Origin of the sequence: Arthrospiribacter ruber (genome assembly GCF_019343195.1) — a bacterium.
GTDB lineage: Bacteria > Bacteroidota > Bacteroidia > Cytophagales > Cyclobacteriaceae > Arthrospiribacter > Arthrospiribacter ruber.
Window position 1 is genome coordinate 346,585 of sequence record NZ_RPHB01000006.1, and the last position, 20,812, is coordinate 367,396.

17 protein-coding genes are annotated in these 20,812 nt (G+C 40.5%); 11 read left to right on the top strand and 6 right to left on the bottom strand.

The annotated features are described in order from the left end of the window. Window positions 1-95: 95 nt before the first annotated feature. Entirely contained in the window at window positions 96-965 is an 870-nt protein-coding gene (locus EGN73_RS14425; RefSeq protein ID WP_219291222.1) for a LytR/AlgR family response regulator transcription factor, read from the top strand. Between the two features lie 90 nt (window positions 966-1,055). Beyond that, window positions 1,056-2,207, top strand: coding sequence for an acyltransferase family protein (locus EGN73_RS14430; RefSeq protein ID WP_219291225.1), 1,152 nt, complete (start codon window positions 1,056-1,058; stop codon window positions 2,205-2,207). Here the strand turns inward: EGN73_RS14430 and EGN73_RS14435 are convergent. After that, window positions 2,204-3,346 (bottom strand): App1 family protein phosphatidate phosphatase, encoded by a 1,143-nt coding sequence (locus EGN73_RS14435; protein WP_219291227.1) that lies wholly within the window; start codon window positions 3,344-3,346, stop codon window positions 2,204-2,206. The genes EGN73_RS14430 and EGN73_RS14435 overlap by 4 nt on opposite strands. A gap of 245 nt (window positions 3,347-3,591) precedes the next feature. Between EGN73_RS14435 and EGN73_RS14440 the strand changes: the two genes are divergently transcribed. The 5 genes from EGN73_RS14440 (at window position 3,592) to EGN73_RS14460 (ending at window position 10,035) form a co-directional block, all read left to right on the top strand. Further along, window positions 3,592-3,750: a hypothetical protein gene (locus EGN73_RS14440; RefSeq protein ID WP_219291230.1), complete on the top strand. Its 159-nt coding sequence runs from the start codon at window positions 3,592-3,594 to the stop codon at window positions 3,748-3,750. Window positions 3,751-3,759: 9 nt separating this feature from the next. Then, window positions 3,760-5,214 carry an ATP-binding protein gene (locus EGN73_RS14445; protein WP_219291234.1) on the top strand — a complete coding sequence of 485 codons (1,455 nt, stop codon included), beginning with the start codon at window positions 3,760-3,762 and terminating at the stop codon, window positions 5,212-5,214. A 342-nt stretch (window positions 5,215-5,556) separates the two neighbouring features. After that, window positions 5,557-6,615: a dual-specificity RNA methyltransferase RlmN gene (gene rlmN / locus EGN73_RS14450; RefSeq protein ID WP_219291237.1), complete on the top strand. Its 1,059-nt coding sequence runs from the start codon at window positions 5,557-5,559 to the stop codon at window positions 6,613-6,615. A 171-nt stretch (window positions 6,616-6,786) separates the two neighbouring features. Next, the gene (locus EGN73_RS14455) at window positions 6,787-9,486 is read left to right on the top strand and encodes a TonB-dependent receptor plug domain-containing protein (protein ID WP_219291241.1); all 2,700 of its coding nucleotides are present in this window, start codon (window positions 6,787-6,789) and stop codon (window positions 9,484-9,486) included. Window positions 9,487-9,552: 66 nt separating this feature from the next. Next, complete coding sequence (locus EGN73_RS14460; RefSeq protein WP_219291245.1) at window positions 9,553-10,035, top strand: hypothetical protein; 483 nt, start codon at window positions 9,553-9,555, stop codon at window positions 10,033-10,035. Window positions 10,036-10,088: 53 nt separating this feature from the next. On the opposite strand, the gene EGN73_RS14465 is transcribed toward EGN73_RS14460, so the two are convergent. Genes EGN73_RS14465 through EGN73_RS14480 form a run of 4 tightly spaced genes read right to left on the bottom strand, consistent with a single transcriptional unit; the run spans window position 10,089 to window position 14,084 of the window. Continuing rightward, window positions 10,089-11,021: a rhomboid family protein gene (locus tag EGN73_RS14465; protein ID WP_219291251.1), complete on the bottom strand. Its 933-nt coding sequence runs from the start codon at window positions 11,019-11,021 to the stop codon at window positions 10,089-10,091. Between the two features lies 1 nt (window position 11,022). Beyond that, entirely contained in the window at window positions 11,023-11,826 is an 804-nt protein-coding gene (locus tag EGN73_RS14470; RefSeq protein WP_219291254.1) for a rhomboid family intramembrane serine protease, read from the bottom strand. A gap of 3 nt (window positions 11,827-11,829) precedes the next feature. Beyond that, a complete protein-coding gene (gene mutL, locus EGN73_RS14475; RefSeq protein ID WP_219291256.1) occupies window positions 11,830-13,710 on the bottom strand; it encodes a DNA mismatch repair endonuclease MutL in 1,881 nt (626 codons plus the stop codon). Then, window positions 13,707-14,084, bottom strand: a complete 378-nt coding sequence (locus EGN73_RS14480) for a hypothetical protein (RefSeq protein ID WP_343207114.1) — start codon at window positions 14,082-14,084, stop codon at window positions 13,707-13,709. The genes mutL and EGN73_RS14480 overlap by 4 nt, the downstream gene beginning before the upstream one ends. 285 nt (window positions 14,085-14,369) lie before the next feature. Between EGN73_RS14480 and EGN73_RS14485 the strand changes: the two genes are divergently transcribed. The 3 genes from EGN73_RS14485 (at window position 14,370) to EGN73_RS14495 (ending at window position 19,389) form a co-directional block, all read left to right on the top strand. Continuing rightward, window positions 14,370-17,348 carry a serine hydrolase domain-containing protein gene (locus EGN73_RS14485; protein WP_219291262.1) on the top strand — a complete coding sequence of 993 codons (2,979 nt, stop codon included), beginning with the start codon at window positions 14,370-14,372 and terminating at the stop codon, window positions 17,346-17,348. Between the two features lie 101 nt (window positions 17,349-17,449). Beyond that, window positions 17,450-18,595 (top strand): N-acetyl-alpha-D-glucosaminyl L-malate synthase BshA, encoded by a 1,146-nt coding sequence (bshA, locus tag EGN73_RS14490; RefSeq protein WP_219291266.1) that lies wholly within the window; start codon window positions 17,450-17,452, stop codon window positions 18,593-18,595. 143 nt (window positions 18,596-18,738) lie between these two features. After that, window positions 18,739-19,389, top strand: coding sequence for a sterol desaturase family protein (locus tag EGN73_RS14495; RefSeq protein ID WP_219291269.1), 651 nt, complete (start codon window positions 18,739-18,741; stop codon window positions 19,387-19,389). Window positions 19,390-19,422: 33 nt separating this feature from the next. Here EGN73_RS14495 and EGN73_RS14500 read toward each other — a convergent pair whose 3' ends face one another. Next, window positions 19,423-19,845, bottom strand: a complete 423-nt coding sequence (locus EGN73_RS14500) for a hypothetical protein (RefSeq protein ID WP_219291272.1) — start codon at window positions 19,843-19,845, stop codon at window positions 19,423-19,425. Window positions 19,846-19,962: 117 nt separating this feature from the next. Between EGN73_RS14500 and EGN73_RS14505 the strand changes: the two genes are divergently transcribed. Next, complete coding sequence (locus EGN73_RS14505; RefSeq protein ID WP_219291275.1) at window positions 19,963-20,787, top strand: Rossmann-fold NAD(P)-binding domain-containing protein; 825 nt, start codon at window positions 19,963-19,965, stop codon at window positions 20,785-20,787. The last annotated feature ends 25 nt before the right edge of the window (window positions 20,788-20,812 follow it).

A 20,812-nucleotide genomic window follows, 5' to 3' on the forward strand; every position in this document is an offset into this window, starting at 1 on the left:
CGTCTTTAGGAAAATTGGATTTTCAAAAACGGCATGTTTTCCATTTCCAAGATTTAAATTTTCAGTAATTTTCTCCCTGAACCCTACAAAAGCTTATGTTTTTCAATGTTGAATCATTTTTAAAACAACCCTATCCTTACTATTTCAAAGGAAAAAATCTTTGGATTGTTGCTGCTGTAATATTCATTATGAGCCTTGGTTTCAACTATGTTTTCGAGCCTTTTGTAGTCTATCGACCCGAGCACAAAGTCAGCTATTTTTGGATTTCTATGATTCATTCATTGAACGCATTTATTTGCGTTTTGCTGGTGATAGGGCTAAATAACCTCAGGGTAAATGAAGATACATGGAGTTTGGTAAATGAAATCATTTTGATTTCAGCAGTTCTCCTGATGATAGGAATCAGCCAATTTTTAGTAAGAGATCTTATATATGCTAATCCTGACAATTGGTCATTCAGATATTTTTGGGAAGAGATTAGAAATACTTTTTTAGTCGGATTGCTCTTCGTCCTAATTTTGGTCCCTTTAAATTTCCTCAGATTGCTAAAAACACATTTGAAAACTGCAAAGTCTTTCAATCTTAACCAAAGTGAGGATTCCTTTAGAAAAAGCGCCACAACCCTTCCCATAGTCACCAAGCAAAAAAGTGATGACTTTGAATTAATCTTGGATAACCTCATCGTTGCAAAGTCAGAAGGAAATTATCTTGAGATTTATGTGGACAACGGTGACCAGGTCAATAAAGAAATCAAAAGGCTGACCTTAAAAGAATTAGACAGTCAATTGGAATCCTTTCCTCAATTTTTTAAGACACATAGATCATTTCTGGTAAATCTTCAAAAAATAATCCATGTCAAAGGAAATGCGCAGGGCTATCAATTGGATGTAAAGGGCTATACAGGTCCAATTCCAGTATCCAGAGGAATGATTGCCGAATTTGAAAGAATCTATAAAAAAAACTGACTTTGTATTTCGTCACAAACCTTTGACATTGATCCCAAAGCTGTTTTTTGCAGCATTTCAGCATGTACTTTTGTGAAAAACAACAAGAAAATGCGAAGATACGATTTGGATTGGCTCAGGGTAACCGTCTTTGGTTTGCTTATATTTTATCATGTTGGGATGTTTTTTGTCCCTTGGGGATTTCATATCAAAAACAACATCATCTATCCTGACATCCGGTGGCCCATGCTTTTCGTCAACCAATGGAGACTGCCGATTTTATTTGTTATTTCAGGGATGGGAACCTACTATGCTTTATCCAAAAGAAACGTTTGGCAGTTTTCCGAAGAAAGGATCAAAAGACTGCTCTTGCCTTTATTGGTGGGAATGGCGCTTATAGTGCCTCCACAAGTTTATTTTGAACGGATAGCAAATGGGCAATTTTCAGGTTCTTATTTCGATTTTTGGCCTGCCTTTGCCTTTGATGGGGTGTATCCCGAAGGCAACATTTCTTGGCATCACCTTTGGTTTTTGCCTTACCTATTGATTTTTTCCTTGGTCCTTTTACCACTTTTCGTTTATCTGCGCAGACATCCAACATCCCCACTGCTAAAAACAATGAACACTTTGGCAAAGAAGCCTTTTGGACTTTTTTGCCTCATAATCCCACTATACTTATGGGAATCACTTTTGGAACCATTTTTCCCTTCCACACACGCACTATGGGGAGATTGGTTCAATGTGGTCAATTACCTTACCTTATTTCTTTTCGGTTTCCTACTTATCTCGGTAAAGGATTCTTTTTGGAAAACTGTATTGGAAAATAGGCGCAAGTACCTTTATGCTGGAGCTGTAGGCTTTACTCTTCTCATAGGCTTAAGGATCCTTTTTGAGGATTCCACCCTCATTCATTTTATTGAAGCAGGATTTAAAGTATTTAATCTTTGGGCCTGGATTTTGACACTATTTGGATATGCCGCTGCCTACCTGAACAAACCTAGCAAGGTACTCTCCTACGCCAATGAGTCAGTTTACCCATTTTACATCTTACATCAGACCATCACCATAGCCATTGGTTTTTATCTTATGGATTTGACTTGGGGGTTTTGGCCTAAATTTATCCTGATGTCTGTGGGAACATTTGCAGGTTCATGGCTTATCTATGAAATGGGCATACGAAGGTGGAGGCTGATCCGCCCCCTTTTTGGGCTGAAACCCAAAGCTGCACGGCAAACTGTACAATCCGGTAACCTCGCACCCTAATAATTGCTGTCTTCTTCTTTCCCTTTCAAAATGACTCCCACATCGGCTTGGAGAATCCAACCCTTCTCCAAGGCCTTTTCGGCAGCTTCAATAGTATCTTTGACCAAAAGCAATTCGACCCCAAGTGTCTCCATTTCCTCGGCTATCTTTTGAACTGATTTTTCCCTTTCAGGTGCTACATGCCTGATAAAAACTTTCTTGACCCGACCAGGAAAATCCTTGATCGCCTGCAGGTATATCTCGGGATCTTCCTGACCAGAATCACCCACCAAGATAAACTGAAGCTGCTTCTCTACTTCGAAGATTTTTTCCACCTGCAATAGCTTATGGGCCGAATGACTGCCAGCGATAAACTGCTCTCTAGATAACCCAATATCCCTCAACATCAGTGGACCTTTGGGAATGCCATGGACATCCAAAAACTCCGTCAAAAAATCATAAATATTCCAAGGTGAACTGGAAACATAAAAGAATGGATTGCTTTCAATTCCATCAGTACCTTTTTCCATTGCTTTATAAAATTCCGCAACACCGGAAAAGGGCAATCTGGTATGGGCATTGCCAAGAAAAGTGGTCTTGAGCATTTCCCATAGCCTGGTAGCTCCGGTTGGGACAATGGTATCATCAATATCCGATATCACACCATATTCTACATTTCCAGAAGGAATAAACACTTTACCTACCACCTTGACCTCCCCCTGATTTTTGACTATCCTATCCAATAGGGTAAGTTCTACCTCCTGCCATGGCTGATTGATTTCAAACGGAGTATTGCTTTTCATATTGATTTCAAAATAACCCTCCTCATCAGTAATCACTTCCTGTTCGAGTCCCTGAAAACTTGCCTTTACTTTGACATTTGGGATTTCCCAGGACATAAACCGCTTATACATCTTTTTGAAATTCCGCCACCTGCTATCTTCCAGATTGGAAATACCTATTCCCCGATCTCTTAATACCCTTCCCAAAAGATAGATCTCCTGGCTATTCCCAAAACCTTTATAGGGTTGTATCATGACCGTTTTTACCAAGCCAGTTTTGATACCTGTCCAAAGTTTTGCTTTGGAAAAGGTCTTTTTGATGGGATAAAGTATTGGCAATACAAACTTTTTTGAAAAACTGTTTTTACCGCTGCTCATTTTTACAAAAGTTTTTTATGAAAGCTTGGAACCACTTCATAACGTATTTTTTCTCTTCCAATAAACCTAATAAATTCAATTAAGAAGGGCAAACGAAGGGGATTTATTCAAAAAATTAAGACCCCTGAATTTTGAAGTTTATTCATTGAAAAACTATTACATTAAAACTTCATGAAATTAAGATGTGAAAGAAGAATTAATTATTTTGGAGCTTTGGTTTGAATAAGCATAAAACAATAGAAAAAGTGTATGTAAGTTCCTTCTTGTTTAAAAACCACACCACCAACTCAGACATCGAATGGATAAAATCCATTTCTGAGATAGACCAGCAGATGTACAAAAAGTACCAATTGAGTGGGGAGGAAGTGGCATTTATAGAAAGTATGATCAAGCCGATGGCATAAAAAGTAACCATGGTCATTTCAAGATTCAATACACAAATAACACTTGAGCTTCTTCAAACGAAGCGAGAAAACCAATACTTTGAGCGAAAAGGTCTGGGAGAGAAAGATATTGCACCCACCAAGATAGCTAATGAATTGATTGGCATGCTCAATGCCGATGGAGGTGTATTGGCTTTTGGCGTTTCTAATGATGGTGAAATTCAGGATGTAAATGTCTTGGGCGAGAAGTTGAGCGATTACAGGAATTTGTATGTTGATTTCATTGAACCCCATGGCAACATCAAATTTGAAGAAGTTGAAATTGAAGATAAGCGAATCTTCTTATACCATGTTGATCAGGACATTGAGCGGATTTTTAAGCGCAAGGATAACGAACAAATTTTCTTAAGGGTTGATGACCGAAACAAGCAACTTGACAGAGATGCGGTCAGAAATTTGGAGTATGACAAACAGATCCGAAAGTTTGAGGACGAGATAGAAGCTGAGTTTGATTTTGATGATCTTGATACAAAACTTCTAAATCGATATAAAGAAAAATTAAACTATGAGGGAGATACTTTAGAGTTACTGGTAAAGAGGCATCTGGCAGTAAGAAAAGATGGCGTTTACAAAATAAAAAAAGCGGGGGTACTACTTTTTGCCAAAGACCCTGAAAAATATATTACTTCAGCATCACTTCGCTACATTCGGTATGAAGGTACCATAGCTCAAGTGGGTACAGAGCATAATGTTGTCAAAGATGAACGATTTGAAAATAACATCCCATGGATTATTGATCATGTAAAAAAATTCCTGAAGGCTACATTAAAAGATTATTTCTTTTTAGATCTAGAAACAGGTCGATTTAATAAAGTACCAGAATACCCTGAAGAAGCGTGGTTGGAGGGAGTAGTAAATGCACTATGCCACCGCTCCTACAATGTACAAGGGAATGCCATTTACATCAAGCATTTCGATGATCGCCTTGAAATCTCAAACAGTGGACCACTTCCGGCACAAGTCAATGTAGAGAATATAAGAACCGAAAGGTTTTCAAGAAATCCCAGAATTGCAAGAGCTTTAGAAGACATGGGTTTTGTAAGACAACTAAATGAAGGCGTTTCCAGAATTTACCAATCTATGGAAAAGTCGATGCTTTCAATACCTGAGTATGTAGAGAAAAATGGAAACGTTTATTTAACTCTTCGAAATAAAATAAGCAATCATACAAAAACCATTTCAGACTCAATATTGAAAAAAATTCAAAGTAATTGGATAAGTTATAACGATACTCAAAAGAAGATCTTACAGCATCTTTTCTATCACAATCATGCCACAATAAGTGAATTAGTAGAAGTAACAGGGATTAACGATAAAACAGTTAGACTTTATTTAAATCAGTTTATAGATAATGAAAAGGTTATTGATCGTCTAAGTGATAAACAACGAGATAAGAATGCAAAATACGCTTTTAAGAAGTTATAGAGTCTAATAAGGAACATCGAAAATAATGCGTAAGACAATGATTATCAATTGTTTTTGATAAATAAGGAACATTTACCAAGAAATAAGGAACATCAAAAATCCATGTTCGAAATTCTCAAAAACTTGGTTACATAATCATCATTCCTATATTGATGCCGTTTGGTTAGGGTAAATTTCCAAAGTCACGTTTTGTAAATTTTGATTGCTTTGATTTCTAATCAAACTTTCAGGCTGATCCAGATCCTTGTTTAAATTGGTTAGTGGTCAAATTACAGATATCCATTAAACCAATAAGGTAAATCTCCACTCAGAGAATAGGCTCATTTTCCCTACCTTTGCAAGATGGAAAGTGCAAAAAGAGACATCAGAAAATTAAGTCTGGAGCAGTTGGAAGAGTTTTTTGTCTCTCAAGGTGATAAAAAATTCAGGGCAAAACAGGTTTATGACTGGCTGTGGAATAAATCCCTGAAAAACTTTGACGACATGAGCAATATCTCCAAAGAAACCAGAGAGATGCTCAAAGCCAACTTTTCCATCAACCATGTCAAAGTGGACCTTATGCAGCAATCCAATGATGGTACCATCAAAAATGCCGTCAAGTTATTTGACAACAAAATTGTAGAATCAGTACTGATCCCCACCACCAAAAGAATCACCGCTTGCGTCTCTTCGCAGGTGGGTTGTAGCCTGGACTGTAATTTCTGTGCAACAGCTCGGCTGAAGCGTATGCGTAACCTGAATCCTGATGAAATTTATGATCAGGTGGTAGCCATAAAAGAAGAAGCTGAAACCTATTTCCAGAGACCTTTGACCAATATCGTCTTTATGGGGATGGGAGAACCTCTTTTGAACTACAACAATGTCATCGACGCCATAGACAAAATTACCTCTCCAGAAGGATTGGGCATGGCTCCCAGAAGGATCACGCTTTCCACAGTAGGCATTCCTAAAATGATCAAAAAAATGGCAGATGATGAAGTCCGCTTCAACTTGGCCGTTTCCCTCCATTCTGCTATCGATGAAACCAGAAGCAGGCTTATGCCCATCAATGATGTCAACCCGCTTGAAGACCTCGCCGAAGCGCTGAAATACTGGTATCAAAAAACCAAAAGAAAAGTCACTTATGAATATGTAATCTGGGACGGAATCAACGATGACGAACGCCACGCAAAAGCCCTGGCCAAATTTTGCAAAATCATCCCTTCCAAAGTCAACATCATCCAATACAATCCCATCGATGAAGGGGAGTTCAGACAGGCATCTCAAGAAGCAGTGGACATGTATGTAAGGATACTTGAAAGCAACGGTATAATTGCCAAAGTCAGAAAATCCAGGGGTCAGGATATTGATGCTGCCTGCGGTCAATTGGCCAATAAAAACGAAGTAGCTCAGATCATATAATTCTTTTATTTACAGTAGATTAATTAGGGTATAATTCATTTGGAATAAAAAAAGTTAAAAAATAAATTATTTTTTGAATGTATTGTATTTTTAGTTAAAATTGCAAAGCATAACTGAAAATCACAAAATGCCGTTAAGCCAGTAATTATTTTTACCTAATCCTATTGCCCAATGAAAAAGTTTCTGTTCATCATTCCTATTGCCTTATTTTCCATTCTTTACTTCTTTTCATCATTTCAAAACAAACCAGGCATAGCTGAACTCAGTGAAAAAATCATTTCCATGATGGAAGTCTATGTGGATGAAATCCCAGAAGAAAAAGTTTTCCTTCATCTGGACAGAAATTACTATGCCTCTGGAGACAATATTTGGTTTTCGGTCTACCTGACTGCAGGAAGTCCGGACATACCCTCACCACTTAGCAAGGTAGTATATGTGGATCTTTTGGATAGTGAAGGCAATCTGGTACAGCAAAAAACTGTACGGATTGAAGAAGGCCATGGGTATGGTGATATTAGACTGGATGCATTCACTAAGGAGGGCAATTATGTCATCAAAGCATATTCTTACTGGCAAAAAGGTTTTGGAGATGAGGCCTTATTCAGGTCAGATATCCAGATTCTGGACACATACAACCTCAAATTTCAACCATCTGTACAATTCGAAAAGACAGAGAACAATGACCGAATCACCTATACAGCATCAATAGTAGGCCTTGATAAAAGACTACAGGCACTTCCCTCCCAAGAAGTCTACTATAAAATAAGCAACACCAATAGCACAGCTGAGGAAGGATCATTTTTTCTGGATGAAGAGGGGAAATATGAGCTCAGTATATTTATGGATGCCAAGGACCTCAATACGCCTACAGCACTTATACTTAGCTTTAAAGAAAATGAAGAATATAGCATTTCAAGACAATTTCTTTTGCCTTTTCCCAATAGTTCCATTGACTTACAGTTCCTGCCGGAAGGAGGAGACCTGATAGCCGGGTTCAACAACAAAGTAGCAGTTAGGGCAATCTATCCGGATGGAAGCCCCGCAACCTTATCAGGAAAAATCAATCAGGAAGGACAGGAGATAACCTTTGAAACCAATGACTCTGGGCTTGCATCATTTTCCATTAATCCGACCAGTACAGAAGATATTCCGGTTACAGTGACTGTAGGGGAAACTTCCTTCGAAACCAACATCACAAATGTGAAAAATGAGGGAATCAATCTTGCCGTTGATTCTTCCAATGAAAAGCTGGTCAATATTCTGATCCAATCCAAAGGGTATGAAAATATCTCCCCTTCCGGAGAGGCGCTTCTGGTAGTTCATGCGAGAGGAAGGATAGGCCACATGCAGGTAATCAACCTTTCCAATGGAGTGGGTGGTGCTAGGATAAACAAAAGTCAGCTGGTACCTGGAGTTAACCAACTTACAATTTTTGAACCTGAAGGTACACCACTTGCTGAAAGAATGGTGTTTGTTCCTTTTGAAAATGAGTTAAAATTAAAGCTAAACGCTTCCACTAAGAGCACTAAAGCAAGAGAAAAAAATACTTGGGAAGTAAATATAGAAGGGGATGGATTTGAAGGTGGAGCTTACTCGGTGGCCATCGTGGATGCCAATGAGATGCCTTTCACTACCAGTTCCAGTATCAATTCCTACCTCAAGCTTGAATCAGAGCTTCGTGGGAAAATCCATGATGCCAAAAGCTTACTTGGACAAGACCGGAATGATGAGGGCATAGAATTGATCATGCTTACCCATGGCTGGAAGAGGTTCAATTGGAAGGACTTGTTGGCCGGGAACTTTGAAAACAAAAACTTCATTGAACAGGGGATCAATATCACAGGAACAGTTAAACCGAAAGGTGACCGTAAAAGAGGAGTGACCGGAGGCAATATGACGGTATATTCCAAAGGTCAGTCAGAGGATTTTATTTCTTTGGAATTTGGAGAAAACGGTAAATTCATCATTGATGACATGGATTTTTCCGACACCACTTTTCTCACCATTTCAGCCAAAGACCGAAGACATAAGGAATTTGTGGACTTGGAGCTCGACCCTCCTTTATCTAAGTATTCTACTTGGGAGAATTTTGAACCCAAACTCCAAAACTTCAATATTTCCGAAGCATTGAGGTCCTATCTCAATACCGCAGAAAAAAGAACCTCTGCAAATAGGGCTTTCGGAGATATAAATGACATTAAGCTGGATGAATTCATTATTCAATCGAAAAGATTTGACTCCTCAGAAGAAGACATTACCAGGATTTTCGGAAAAGGAGACGCCTCTCTAAAACCTGAAGATATAGGAGGTTTTGATGGTTTTATTGATATTTTTCAACTGTTGCAAGGAAGATTTGCAGGCGTGAGGGTAGTATCAGATCTGCAGGGTTCTGCCACTATTACCATTAGAGGTGTTGGATCCATCACAGGAGGCGGAAATCCCATGATATTATTGGATAACACCCCCGTTGATATCAGTTTCGCGAGCACTATTCCTCCAAGCGACTTGGCTGCCATCGAAATCTTCAAATCAGCAGCTTCTCTTGCTATATTTGGAAGCGCAGCGGGAAATGGTGCGATAGCTCTTTACACCAAGAGAGGGGCAGGGATAGGGAATATCGGTGATGGAGTATTCAACCTCCGATTTCCTGGATATTCAACAGTAAGTGAATTCTACATGCCAAAATATGACAGAGAAAATCCCACGGCACCGGATTTTAGATCAACGCTTTACTGGAATCCAAAACTGGAATGGACGGGAAACTCCGCTAAGGTCGAATTCTTCAACAACGACATAGTAGAAAAGTATAAAATCATCATTCAGGGAATGGATAAGTTTGGAAGACTCTCCTATTACGAAGAAGAGCTTTAAATAGACTTTTCAAGAATCAAAAGCCCCACAATTGGGGCTTTTTTTATTTCTTGCTATCTTGAGCAAATGAAAAAACTTCTCTTAATATTTTCTATGTTTTCTGTAATGGGCATTGCAAATGCACAAGAGCAGGGTGATATCAGGCTTCAGCTAGGTGCAGACTATAGACTTCAAATCAATGAAGTTGGTGCCAATGCTGGAATTGAATACCTATTTGTGGACAACTTTTCCATTGCTCCAAATTTCACCTATCTTTTCCCCGCTGAGAGGATTTTGATGATGAATCTCAATGTAGACCTCAGGTATTACCTCACTCAGGGAGTTTCCCAAGTTTATATTCTAGGAGGATATAACAATTATTGGGAAAATTTCCAGCCGGGACTTCCCGGACAATCCAGAACACGCCCAGGAGGTAATTTTGGAGCCGGTGCCTTTTTTGACGTCGGGGAAACATTGGGTTTTATTACTGAATTCAAAATACAAAGTCAGAATACCAGATTACCCGTTCTTAGGCTTGGGGTTGTGCTGAATTTAGGAGGAAGGTACTAATACGAAAAAAGGGGCAGGACTTTCAAATTTCTGCAAAGTAAAATGCCCCTTTATTATTTTTTGGAAAATTCAAAAAGCTTCCTTTTCTCCTCTTTTGAAAGAGCTTCGTATCCCCTTTCAGCAATCTTGTCCAAAATTTTATCGATCTCTTCCTGAGTAGGTTCGCCTGTTTTCACCGAAGGTGTAGGTTTTGGATTGTCAGAAGCCGTGTAGCTCTGTGAGGCAGTAAAGGTCTTTTTCTTTCTATAGGAAACCTTCACTTTAGGCTTTTTGTCAAACAACTTTTCGAAGAAAATCCCAATAGCCTGTATCGGTATTCCCCAATCCTTGCCTTTTTGCAATTGCTTGATATACAAAAATCCCATCGCAGCACCACCTAGGTGGGCCAGCTCCCCACCTGCGTTGCTGCCCGCACTGTTGACAAAGGCAATGATCACATAGAATATGGCAATGTATTTTATTTTTACCGGGCCCAACAAAAGTAGGTGAAAAGAAGTGTTGGGAGCCAAAGTAGCTGCACCGACCACTATGGCATACACTCCGGCACTTGCACCCAACATCCTGCTGTTAGCTAGCACATCAGAAAAATATGGAGAAATGTTGTACATCACCACATACAAGACTGCCCCTGCTATACCTCCCAAAATGTACAGATTGGTCAATTTTCTACTTCCAAGATATTCATGTACCAATAGACCAAACCAATACAGAAAGAGCATATTGAACAAAATATGAAAGATTCCTTCATGAAAAAACATGTAAGTGAGCAGGGACCAAGGTTGGATGATATAAGCATTGAGATCTGCCGGCATCATCAGCAAGGCCCTGAAGCTTTGATAAAGCTCACCTGCACCTGAAAACAGGAAAAGGACTCTGAAAACAGCCATCACAAAAAACACAAGGATATTTATAGCCAGCAGCTTGAAAAGGCTGTTATTGCTGTGCTTAAAAGCATTTCTCAAATTATCCCAAAATCCTCCGTACATATCAATAGAAATTTGCCCTATCCTTTTTCCAAATGTAAATTAACACAAAGCCAACCACTGCTCCAAAAACGTGTGCCATATGCGCAATGTTGTCATATCCGGCACGTATAAATTCTGCATACAAAGAATACAGAATATAAACAGACACAAAATACTTGGCTTTGATCGGTACTGGTAAGAACAATAAAAATAGCTCAGTGTTAGGAAAAAGCATCGCAAATGCCACTAAAATTCCAAATAAAGCTCCAGAGGCCCCTATCATGGACGATCTTTTGATATTGTTCACCAGAGTTGCCCCCAGAGAAGTGACAATCTTAGCAGAGGTATCCTGCAATTGACTGTCTTCCGGATTTTCCCTGTACACATCCCTGAAGTCCAAATGCTTGTCATCAAAGTAAGGCCTGTAATCTTTGATATATTTCGCAAAATCTGAGGGGTTCGGATTCTCAGTATAAGAAGCCACTTTATTGTTGATAATACCTACCTGAATGGCGTTGTATCCGGAATACAAAATACCAGCACCTATACCTGCTACCATCCAGAGTATCAGAAATCTTTTGGATCCTAGGAACTGCTCCAGTAAAGGACCGAATATAAACAGCCCAAACATATTGCCGAAAAGGTGCCAGAAATCTGCATGCATAAACATGTAGGTGAAAATCTGGAAAGGCATAAACTGGGGAGTACCCAGATAATAAAGGGCCGCATAAGCCTTCAGTATCGGGGCAAAGTAGGCAGTGACGAAAAATAGACCGATGTTGGCTATCAGCAAATTTTTGGCTACAGGTGTGAGGTTTCTGAACATATCTTATTTGGTGAAAAAACCATGTATCTTTTGTAAATCAAGCTTAACGAAGGTTTTGTTCCCCGAAAGCCCATAATTTGGATTTTGACAGGCAAAAAGCTGTCCTACAATTGCTTCCATTTCGGATTTCATCAGCTTTGTCCCTTTTCTGATGGCTGATTTTCTAGCCAGTGAGCGGGCAAGGTTCTCCCTTTTATCCAAAGACAGTTCTGATTTAAAATGTTTGAACTGCTCCAGCAAACCTTCGAAAAGGGCTTTTTCATTGTTGACCTGAATATCTGCTGGCACTCCCTGAATCAAAACGGTATCTTTTCCAAACTCCAATATCACAAACCCTAGGCTGTGGAGCTCCTCTTTGATATCCATGACCAAAGCAAAGTCTGCTTGGCTCAATTGTACATGAGGCGGAAATAAACACTGCTGGGAAGCACCTGAAGCCTGTGACAGCTGCTTGATGTACCGTTCATACAGCACCCTTTCATGGGCTGCCTGCTGGTCCAAAATAAGCAATCCTGTGGACATCTGGGCAACTATATAATTGAGTTCGACCTGGAAAGTCGTCCCGGAATCTTCTTCTTTGAAATAGGATAAAGGAGCACTTCGATTTTCATTGGCTTTGCTGGAAAAGGTCAGGATATCCGTCTCTTCATCTTTGGTATCTAGCTGGCTTTTTTGATCAGCAAGAGGCTTATCTTGATCTTCAAAAAGCCTTTCCCAACCAGAAACGGATTGCTTTTTGACCCCGGGACTCTGAAAGGATTTATATGAATTTTCCCTTTGGATCACATCCTGCCCTAGGGTATTTTCTCTTTTCACTTCTGCATCCTGCCTTTGGTCACTGTTGTAATTCTCCTGGAAATTGACATCCAGAGAAAAATCCAGGGTGGGCACTACCACATGGGCACCAAGAGCTTGCTTTACCGCAGATCTCAACACGGCATAGACGGTCCTTTCATCGTCAAACTTGATTTCCGTTTTGGTAGGATGCACATTGATATCGATGTGCGTAGGATCAATTTCCAGAAAAAGGACATAAAAGGGCTGCATCTCTGACTGCATCAGTCCTTCGTAGGCATGTACTACTGCGTGGTGAAGGTAATTGCTTTTTATAAACCTGTTGTTTACAAAAAAATATTGCTCTCCTCTGGTTTTTTTTGCGTTTTCGGGCTTCCCAATGTACCCCTTTACATTGAGATGAGGGGTTTCCTCCTGACAGGCTACCAATTGGCCCTGGTAAGATTTCCCAAAAACCCCGGTAATTCTCTGACTTAATTTCCCTGGAAGAAGCTGAAAAAGCTCCATATCATGTTGGATCATATTAAATCCAATATGGGGATAAGAAAGTGCTACCCTTTGAAATTCTTCCACCAAATGCCGCATCTCCACTGCATTGGACTTAAGGAAGTTCCTTCTTGCGGGAACATTGAAAAACAGATTTTTCACCAATATACATGTACCCTCCGGGCAGGCAGCAGGCTCTTGCTTTTTGACCTCGGACCCCTCTACATGGATAACAGTCCCCAGTTCATCTCCTTTTTGCCGGGTACGCATCTCCACTTGGGCAACAGCGGCTATAGATGCCAATGCTTCACCCCTAAATCCAAAAGTCCGTATAGAAAACAGATCCTCAGAATTTTTGATTTTGGATGTAGCATGTCTTTCAAAACTCATCCGGGCATCAGTCAGACTCATGCCCTTGCCATCATCAATTACTTGAACAAGGGTTTTTCCTCCATCCTTGACCAAAACCTGAACCTTAGTGGCGCCTGCATCTATAGCATTCTCCAACAATTCCTTCAAGGCTGAAGCTGGTCTTTGCACTACTTCTCCGGCCGCTATCTGATTGGCTATGGCATCGGGAAGTAGGTGGATAATGTCACTCATCTTCGCTTCTGATTGGATCTCAACCTAATAAAAAATACCACTAGGGCTATGCCTCCCGCAATATAAAGCATGGCATAGATGGCATCAGGTCCATAATAAACATACCCAAAAAGAGCCGCTATCAACACCACAAAAATCACTAAGCGAATCATTCCGGCACTGTTGATAGGCGAACTTTGCCTTCCTTTGATCTGACTTCCGGCCGTGAATGCTCCCCTGATGGAAGAGCTATAATTTCTTCGGATTTCATCTCCGTCTTCCCCTCCCATAGGCAACACTCCGTCAGCCTGAAGTTCTCTCTTGATCTTTTCAGTTCTCTGATCGATCTCTTCTTTTACTGGGTCATAGTACCTTGGCTTTATGTCAAAGCGCATGGGTTTTGCAGTCCGGAAAATAGAGGGGAATTTCATATTACGATTTACTTTTCTTTTGCCTGTCGATAATTTTCTCTGACTAGTCCATCCAAAATTGAGTTTTTGGCTAAAATGGAATTCATTTGGAATCCAATTTAAATGGATAGTCAATCGTTATTGTAAAAACACAACCTTTTGGAAAATCTTGCCATCAAGGGTTGGTTTTTTTCGTGTATGTTTGTACGAAACGACGTATATTCATACAAAGTTATTTTAAAATTTAAGCAATAAAAATTTAACAGAAGCATGCGGATAAAAGTTTGGGGCATACTGGTAGGACTCTTGGTCATATTTCAGGCAGATGCAGTTTTGGGTTGGGAAAAAGCCAGTGAGGACCGCAGAAGGGAAGAACGGGACCCACTGGTCACTAAAGACCAAAGAAAGCAGCGTGCTTGGGTAGACAGCGTTTTTCAAAGCAGCACCTTTGAAGAAAGGCTGGGGCAGCTTTTTATGGTCGCCGCATACTCGAATAAAGATGAAAGACATAAAAATGAGATTGCAAAACTGATCAGAGAAGAAAATCTAGGTGGTTTGATATTTTTTCAGGGAGGCCCCGTACGACAGGCCCATCTGACAAATTACTACCAATCCATCTCTAAGACTCCTTTGTTTATTGCCATGGATGCAGAGTGGGGCATCAACATGAGGCTAGACTCAGTTATCGCTTTTCCCAAAGCAATGACCCTCGGAGCACTTCCTCAGGAAAACCTCATTTACGATATGGGAAAAGAAATGGCCCGTCAATTTAAGGAACTTGGAATGCACATCAATTTTGCTCCTGTGGTAGATGTCAATTCCAATCCAAACAACCCGGTAATCGGTTATAGGGCATTTGGAGAAGAAAAAAGACTTGTGGCCAAAAAATCCCTTGCCTACATGAAAGGGCTTCAAGACCATGGCGTAATCGCCAATGCCAAGCATTTCCCAGGACATGGTGACACAGAATCAGATTCTCATTACACCTTGCCGGTCATCCGGCATACAGCCAATAGGATTCAGGACATTGATCTGTACCCCTATCGTGAACTGATAGACAATGACCTGATGAGCGTTATGGTCGCCCACCTTCATATCCCCAGTTTGGATTCAGAAAAAAACAAGGCAACCACACTCTCCAAGTATGTAGTAACCGATTTACTCAAAAACCAAATGAATTTCAGTGGACTGGTGTTTACCGACGCACTGAATATGAAAGGGGTGGCAAGCTTTTATAAACCTGGCGAAGTGGATGTCTTGGCCCTTTTGGCCGGAAACGACATTTTACTGTACTCTCAGGATGTCCCTAAAGCCAAATCCATGATCATTCAGGCCATAGCAGATGGGAAAATCTCCCAAGAAGAAGTGGACGAAAGGATCAGAAAAGTCCTGAAAGCTAAATATTGGGCAGGCGCTCACGAAACCAAGCCTATTGATACCAAGAATCTGGTTTCCAGGCTCAACAGCCCACAAACGGAATTATTGGTAGAAAATCTATACGCGCAGTCTATTGCTGTTACCTCCAATAAAAACAACTTTCTTCCTATACGAAATCTTGACCTTCAGGAATCAGCCTCTCTGACCATAGGGGGCGATGGAAAAGCCTTTCAGGAAAAACTTTCCAAATACAACCGGTTTAGCCATTATGAAATCCAAAAAGGTGCCGATGCGGCTACTTTAGCTGCGACCGAAAAAAAGTTAGACCCCTATAATACCATAATCATCGGAATCATGGGAGTCACCAACAGTCCTTCAAGAGGCTTTGGAATCAGTCCATCCGACATTAATTTCATCAAAAAGCTAAGCAGGGAAAAAACCGTGGTCACGGTACTTTTTGGCAACTCCTATGCAGCCAAGTATATCAATGAGCTTCCACACAATATTCTGGCTTTTGAAAACAATGAATATACCCAAAAGCTGGTGCCTGAAATCATTTATGGAGCTAGAGATGCTCAAGGATTACTCCCTGTATCGGTCACTGACGACCTGAGGATAGGGTCTGGAGGTTATATGAAGGGGCTTGGAAGGTTGTCCTATAGCCTTCCTGAAAATCAGGGTTTAGACAGCAAAAAACTGGAAGAGATCGACATGATCATGGAAAAGAGCATTGCCAAAAAAGCTTTTCCAGGTGGAGTAGTATTGGTAGCTAAGAACGGCCAGGTGGTCTTTGAAAAAGCCTACGGCCACTATGACTACAAAAAAAGCCAGAAAGTAAGCACAGAAACAGTATATGACCTGGCTTCCATCACGAAAGTACTGGCCACCACACAGGCAGTGATGTTTTTGGCCAGCAGAAACCTTATTGACATGAACAAGCCCATTGGGCAATACCTTCCCGAACTAAAAGAAACCAACAAGGGTGACCTGATATTGAAAGATATTCTTGCACATGAGGCCGGTTTGGTGGCATTTATCCCTCATTATGCCAAAACTGTGTCCGCTGGATCCTGGAAAAACAACTATTACCGGGAAAGACAGGAACCTGGATTTTCAATACCAGTATCCAATGATATGTATGGCATGGATGCCTTGAGGGACAGCATCTGGCATTGGACAGTCAAGTCGGACCTGAGGAAAAAAGATCCGGGCCGTTCAAAGTATGGATACGTGTACTCTGACCTGACCATGTATCTATTGCAGGAGTTGGTAGAAAGGCTCACCAATCAGCCTTTGGACCAGTTTGTCAGCCAAAACTTCTATGAGCCCTTGGGAATATACACCATGACTTTCAACCCTACCCAGAAACTCGCCATCAATACTATAGCTCCTACTGAGGATGATATTACTTTCAGAAAAAGGATGATTCAAGGTTTTGTACATGACCCTGGCGCTGCTATGTACGGAGGTGTGGCAGGCCATGCAGGGCTTTTCGGAAAAGCGAATGACCTTGCTGTGATGATGCAGATGATGCTCAATGGAGGAAAATATGGAGATGTAGAACTCCTTGATAAAAAAACCATAGACGAGTTTACCAAAAGGCAATCCAACCAAAGCAGAAGGGGCTGGGGCTGGGACAAGCCGGAACCTGAGCGGGGCAAGGGCGGTAGTGCAGGTGTGTTAGCCCCCAAAAGCACCTTCGGACATACAGGCTTTACAGGTACATGCGTCTGGGCAGATCCGGAAAATGACTTGATCTACATTTTCCTGTCCAACAGAGTGCACCCTGACGCTAACAACAACACCTTATTAAAGGATGGTGTAAGAACTGAGATACATGACGTTATCTACAGAGCAATGAAAAAAACCTGAGCAAATTTACTTACAGATCAAAAAATCAAATTGAATTTTGAACAAATAGGCCTTGGATGGATGTTAAGAAGACTATAACTGGTAAACCTAAACTCACCGACATGAAAATAGGCATAGTCTGCTATCCAACTTTTGGCGGAAGCGGGGTGGTCGCAACTGAATTGGGCAAAGCTTTGGCCAAACAAGGGCATCAGGTCCACTTCATCACCTATAGGCAGCCAACTAGGCTGGATTTTTTCAGTGCAAACCTTTTCTACCATGAAGTCGACATCAAAAGCTACCCCCTATTTGAGCATGCGCCATATGAACTGGCACTTGCCAGTAAAATGGTCAATGTAGCCAAGTATGAACAATTGGATTTGCTTCATGTCCATTATGCCATTCCACATGCTTCTGCTGCTTACATGGCCAAACAGATTTTGAAAGAGGAAGGAATTTATATTCCGGTGGTCACCACACTTCACGGAACAGACATCACCTTAGTTGGGAAAGACCCAAGCTATGAACCTGTGGTCACCTTCAGCATCAACCAGTCAGATGGAGTCACTGCCGTTTCCGAGGATTTGAAAAAAGCCACTTTTGATCATTTCGATATCAAAACAGATATTGAAGTCATCCCAAATTTCATTGACTTGGAAAGGTTCAAAAAACAGAAAAAGGAGCATTTCAAACTTGCCATTTGTCCTCATGGAGAAAAACTTCTCGTTCACACTTCCAATTTCAGAAAAGTCAAAAGGGTAGAGGATGTGATCAAGGTGTTTTTTGAAGTGCGAAAAATCATCCCAGCCAAACTTCTATTGGTAGGTGACGGACCAGAAAGGGATAGAATGGAAAGACTCTGCAGAGAGTTGGGAACTTGTGATGACATCAGGTTTCTGGGCAAACTGGAAGCAGTTGAAGAGGTGCTTTCTGTGGCAGATTTGTTTTTGATGCCTTCTGAAAAAGAATCCTTTGGCTTGGCTGCTTTGGAAGCAATGGCATGTGAAGTCCCTGTACTTTCTTCAAATGCCGGAGGAATCCCAGAGCTGAATATTGATGGCGTGACCGGATTCGCCTGTGAAGTAGGCAATATTGAAGAAATGACCAAAAGGGCCCTCGAAATACTGGATGACAGAAATCTCCCAAAGTTCAAAGCCAACGCATTGGCAAGAGCCAAAGAACTGGATGTCACTAACATATTACCTCAATATGAAGCGTTTTACAGAAAAACCATAGAAAAGGCACATGCCACTTTGGTAAATCTGTGATAAAAGTCAGGAAATTTCTTTCCTGAACAATAAAGCGAAATTTAACCAACCAAATTAAATTTGCACCGTTATTGTACCATAATTACTCTTAAGATTCTAATTTAATTCTTACCCGGCCAACGATTGTTTAAAAAAATTAGATTATGAAAGCTACGACGACTACATTAAAGAAAATTGGAAGGCTGGACAGACCGGACAATAACGGGTCTGCACAGATGTTTGAAAATCCTGTATTGGAAAAGCTTTCCAGGACCCACATCAGTATTCCTATTGTGATGTTTCTGGGAATATCTTCAGTCTCTCTTTATTATGCGATTACAACTACCATAATTTCTTACGGCATAGGTGCCCTTGTTTTATTGATCGGTATCTTGGCATTCACCTTTGTGGAATATATGATGCACAAGCATTTTTTTCACATGGAACCGGACAATGAGGTCAAAGACAAACTTCAGTATTCCGTTCATGGGGTTCACCATGACTATCCACGGGATAAGGACAGATTAGCAATGCCTCCCTTTGTAAGTGCATTTTATGCCATGATATTCTATTTCGTATTCACTTTCATTATGGGTGATTACGCCTTGTATTTTCTTCCCGGGTTCTTGTTCGGCTATGCTGCCTATTTGGGTGTGCACTATGCCGTACATGCTTTTCAGCCACCCAAAAATTTCCTGAAAATACTTTGGGTCAATCATGCAGTGCATCATTACAAAGATCCTGATGTGGCCTTTGGAGTAAGTTCTCCACTCTGGGATTATATTTTGCGTACTATGCCCAAAAAAGACAAATAATCAAAAAAGCCAGTTTGAACTGGCTTTTTTGATTTATTCATCTTTAATCCTAGGATTTCTTGTGATAAAAGCTTCCCGGAAACGATAAAACTCTATTGAATCCCTTAGACTACTGAAGTAATCAACTTCATAATGCATTTTAAAAAAATGATGTACTTCCAAAGTGTCTGAAATCACCACAGTTGAATCTGTAAGAGAATCCAGATTCCACACCCTTTCAAAAAATAATGGTGTTGTGGTTACCAACTTGTCACCATCTTTTTCATAAACATATTCTGCAAGGCCTAGCTTTTCATGATTGAGAATGATTACGGTATCACTTATGTATAACTCATAATAGGATGAATCTGCATCAAACCCATACCAATTTCCCAAAAGTCTGTTATCCGTCTTTTCGGGCTTACAAGCCAAAAAAGTCAGAAAAATTGACCACATAAAATACTTAAACTGCTTCATACGCTTTCTTTTGTTTCCAAAATTTGGTAACCTGTAGACATTGAATACCAAAATTATTCCAAATGCACCAAAGCTTTTTCAATTTATTTAAAATTGCTCATATAAAATTCAACTGACATGCAAAGAATCAGCATTATTGGATTGGGCTGGCTGGGAATACCACTGGCAGATACGCTCAAGAATAAAGGCTACTCCGTTAAAGGCAGCACAACCCAGAAGGATAAACAATCTCAATTAAAGGAAAAAGACTATGAAGTCAGCCTTCTTAACTTCAATCCACATCCAGAAGGGGAATCATTCAATGGACTATTTGACACAGACATCCTTTTCGTAAACATTCCTCCCAGAAGTAGGACAATGCCTGAAACTTTCCATCCTGAGCAAATTAAGTTCCTCAGAGCGCTGATAGATAGGCATGACATTAAAAAGGTGATTTATGTTTCGGCTACTTCCGTATATCCTGACCTTAGTCAGACCGCTACAGAAGAAGATTCACTAAGCCTTTCCAATACAGGCAACAAAGCTTTGCTGACAGCAGAAAACATCCTCAAATCGGGGAAAACTTATGATCTTACCATTATCCGGTATGGGGGCCTGTTGGGAGTGGACAGAATTCCTGGAAAATATTTCTCTGCAAAAGAAAATGTTCAGGGCGACACACCTGTCAATTACATCCACAGGGATGATGCGGTAAGCCTAGCTGCTTGGATTATCGAAAAAGGACTCTGGAACGAAACCTTCAACGCTGTAGCTCCCAAGCATCCGCTCCGGAGAGAGGTCTATGAAAAAAATGCAGCTGACTTAGGATTCCCCCCACCAAAAAGCTACAGCCAAAATGAAGCTTCCTTTAAAGTGATCTCTCCTGAAAAAATCATAACAACAGGCTTTACTTTCACTATTCCTGATCCTTTGGACTTCTGGTACGAAAAGCCTGATAAATAATACTTACGCTCTAATTTTACACTTC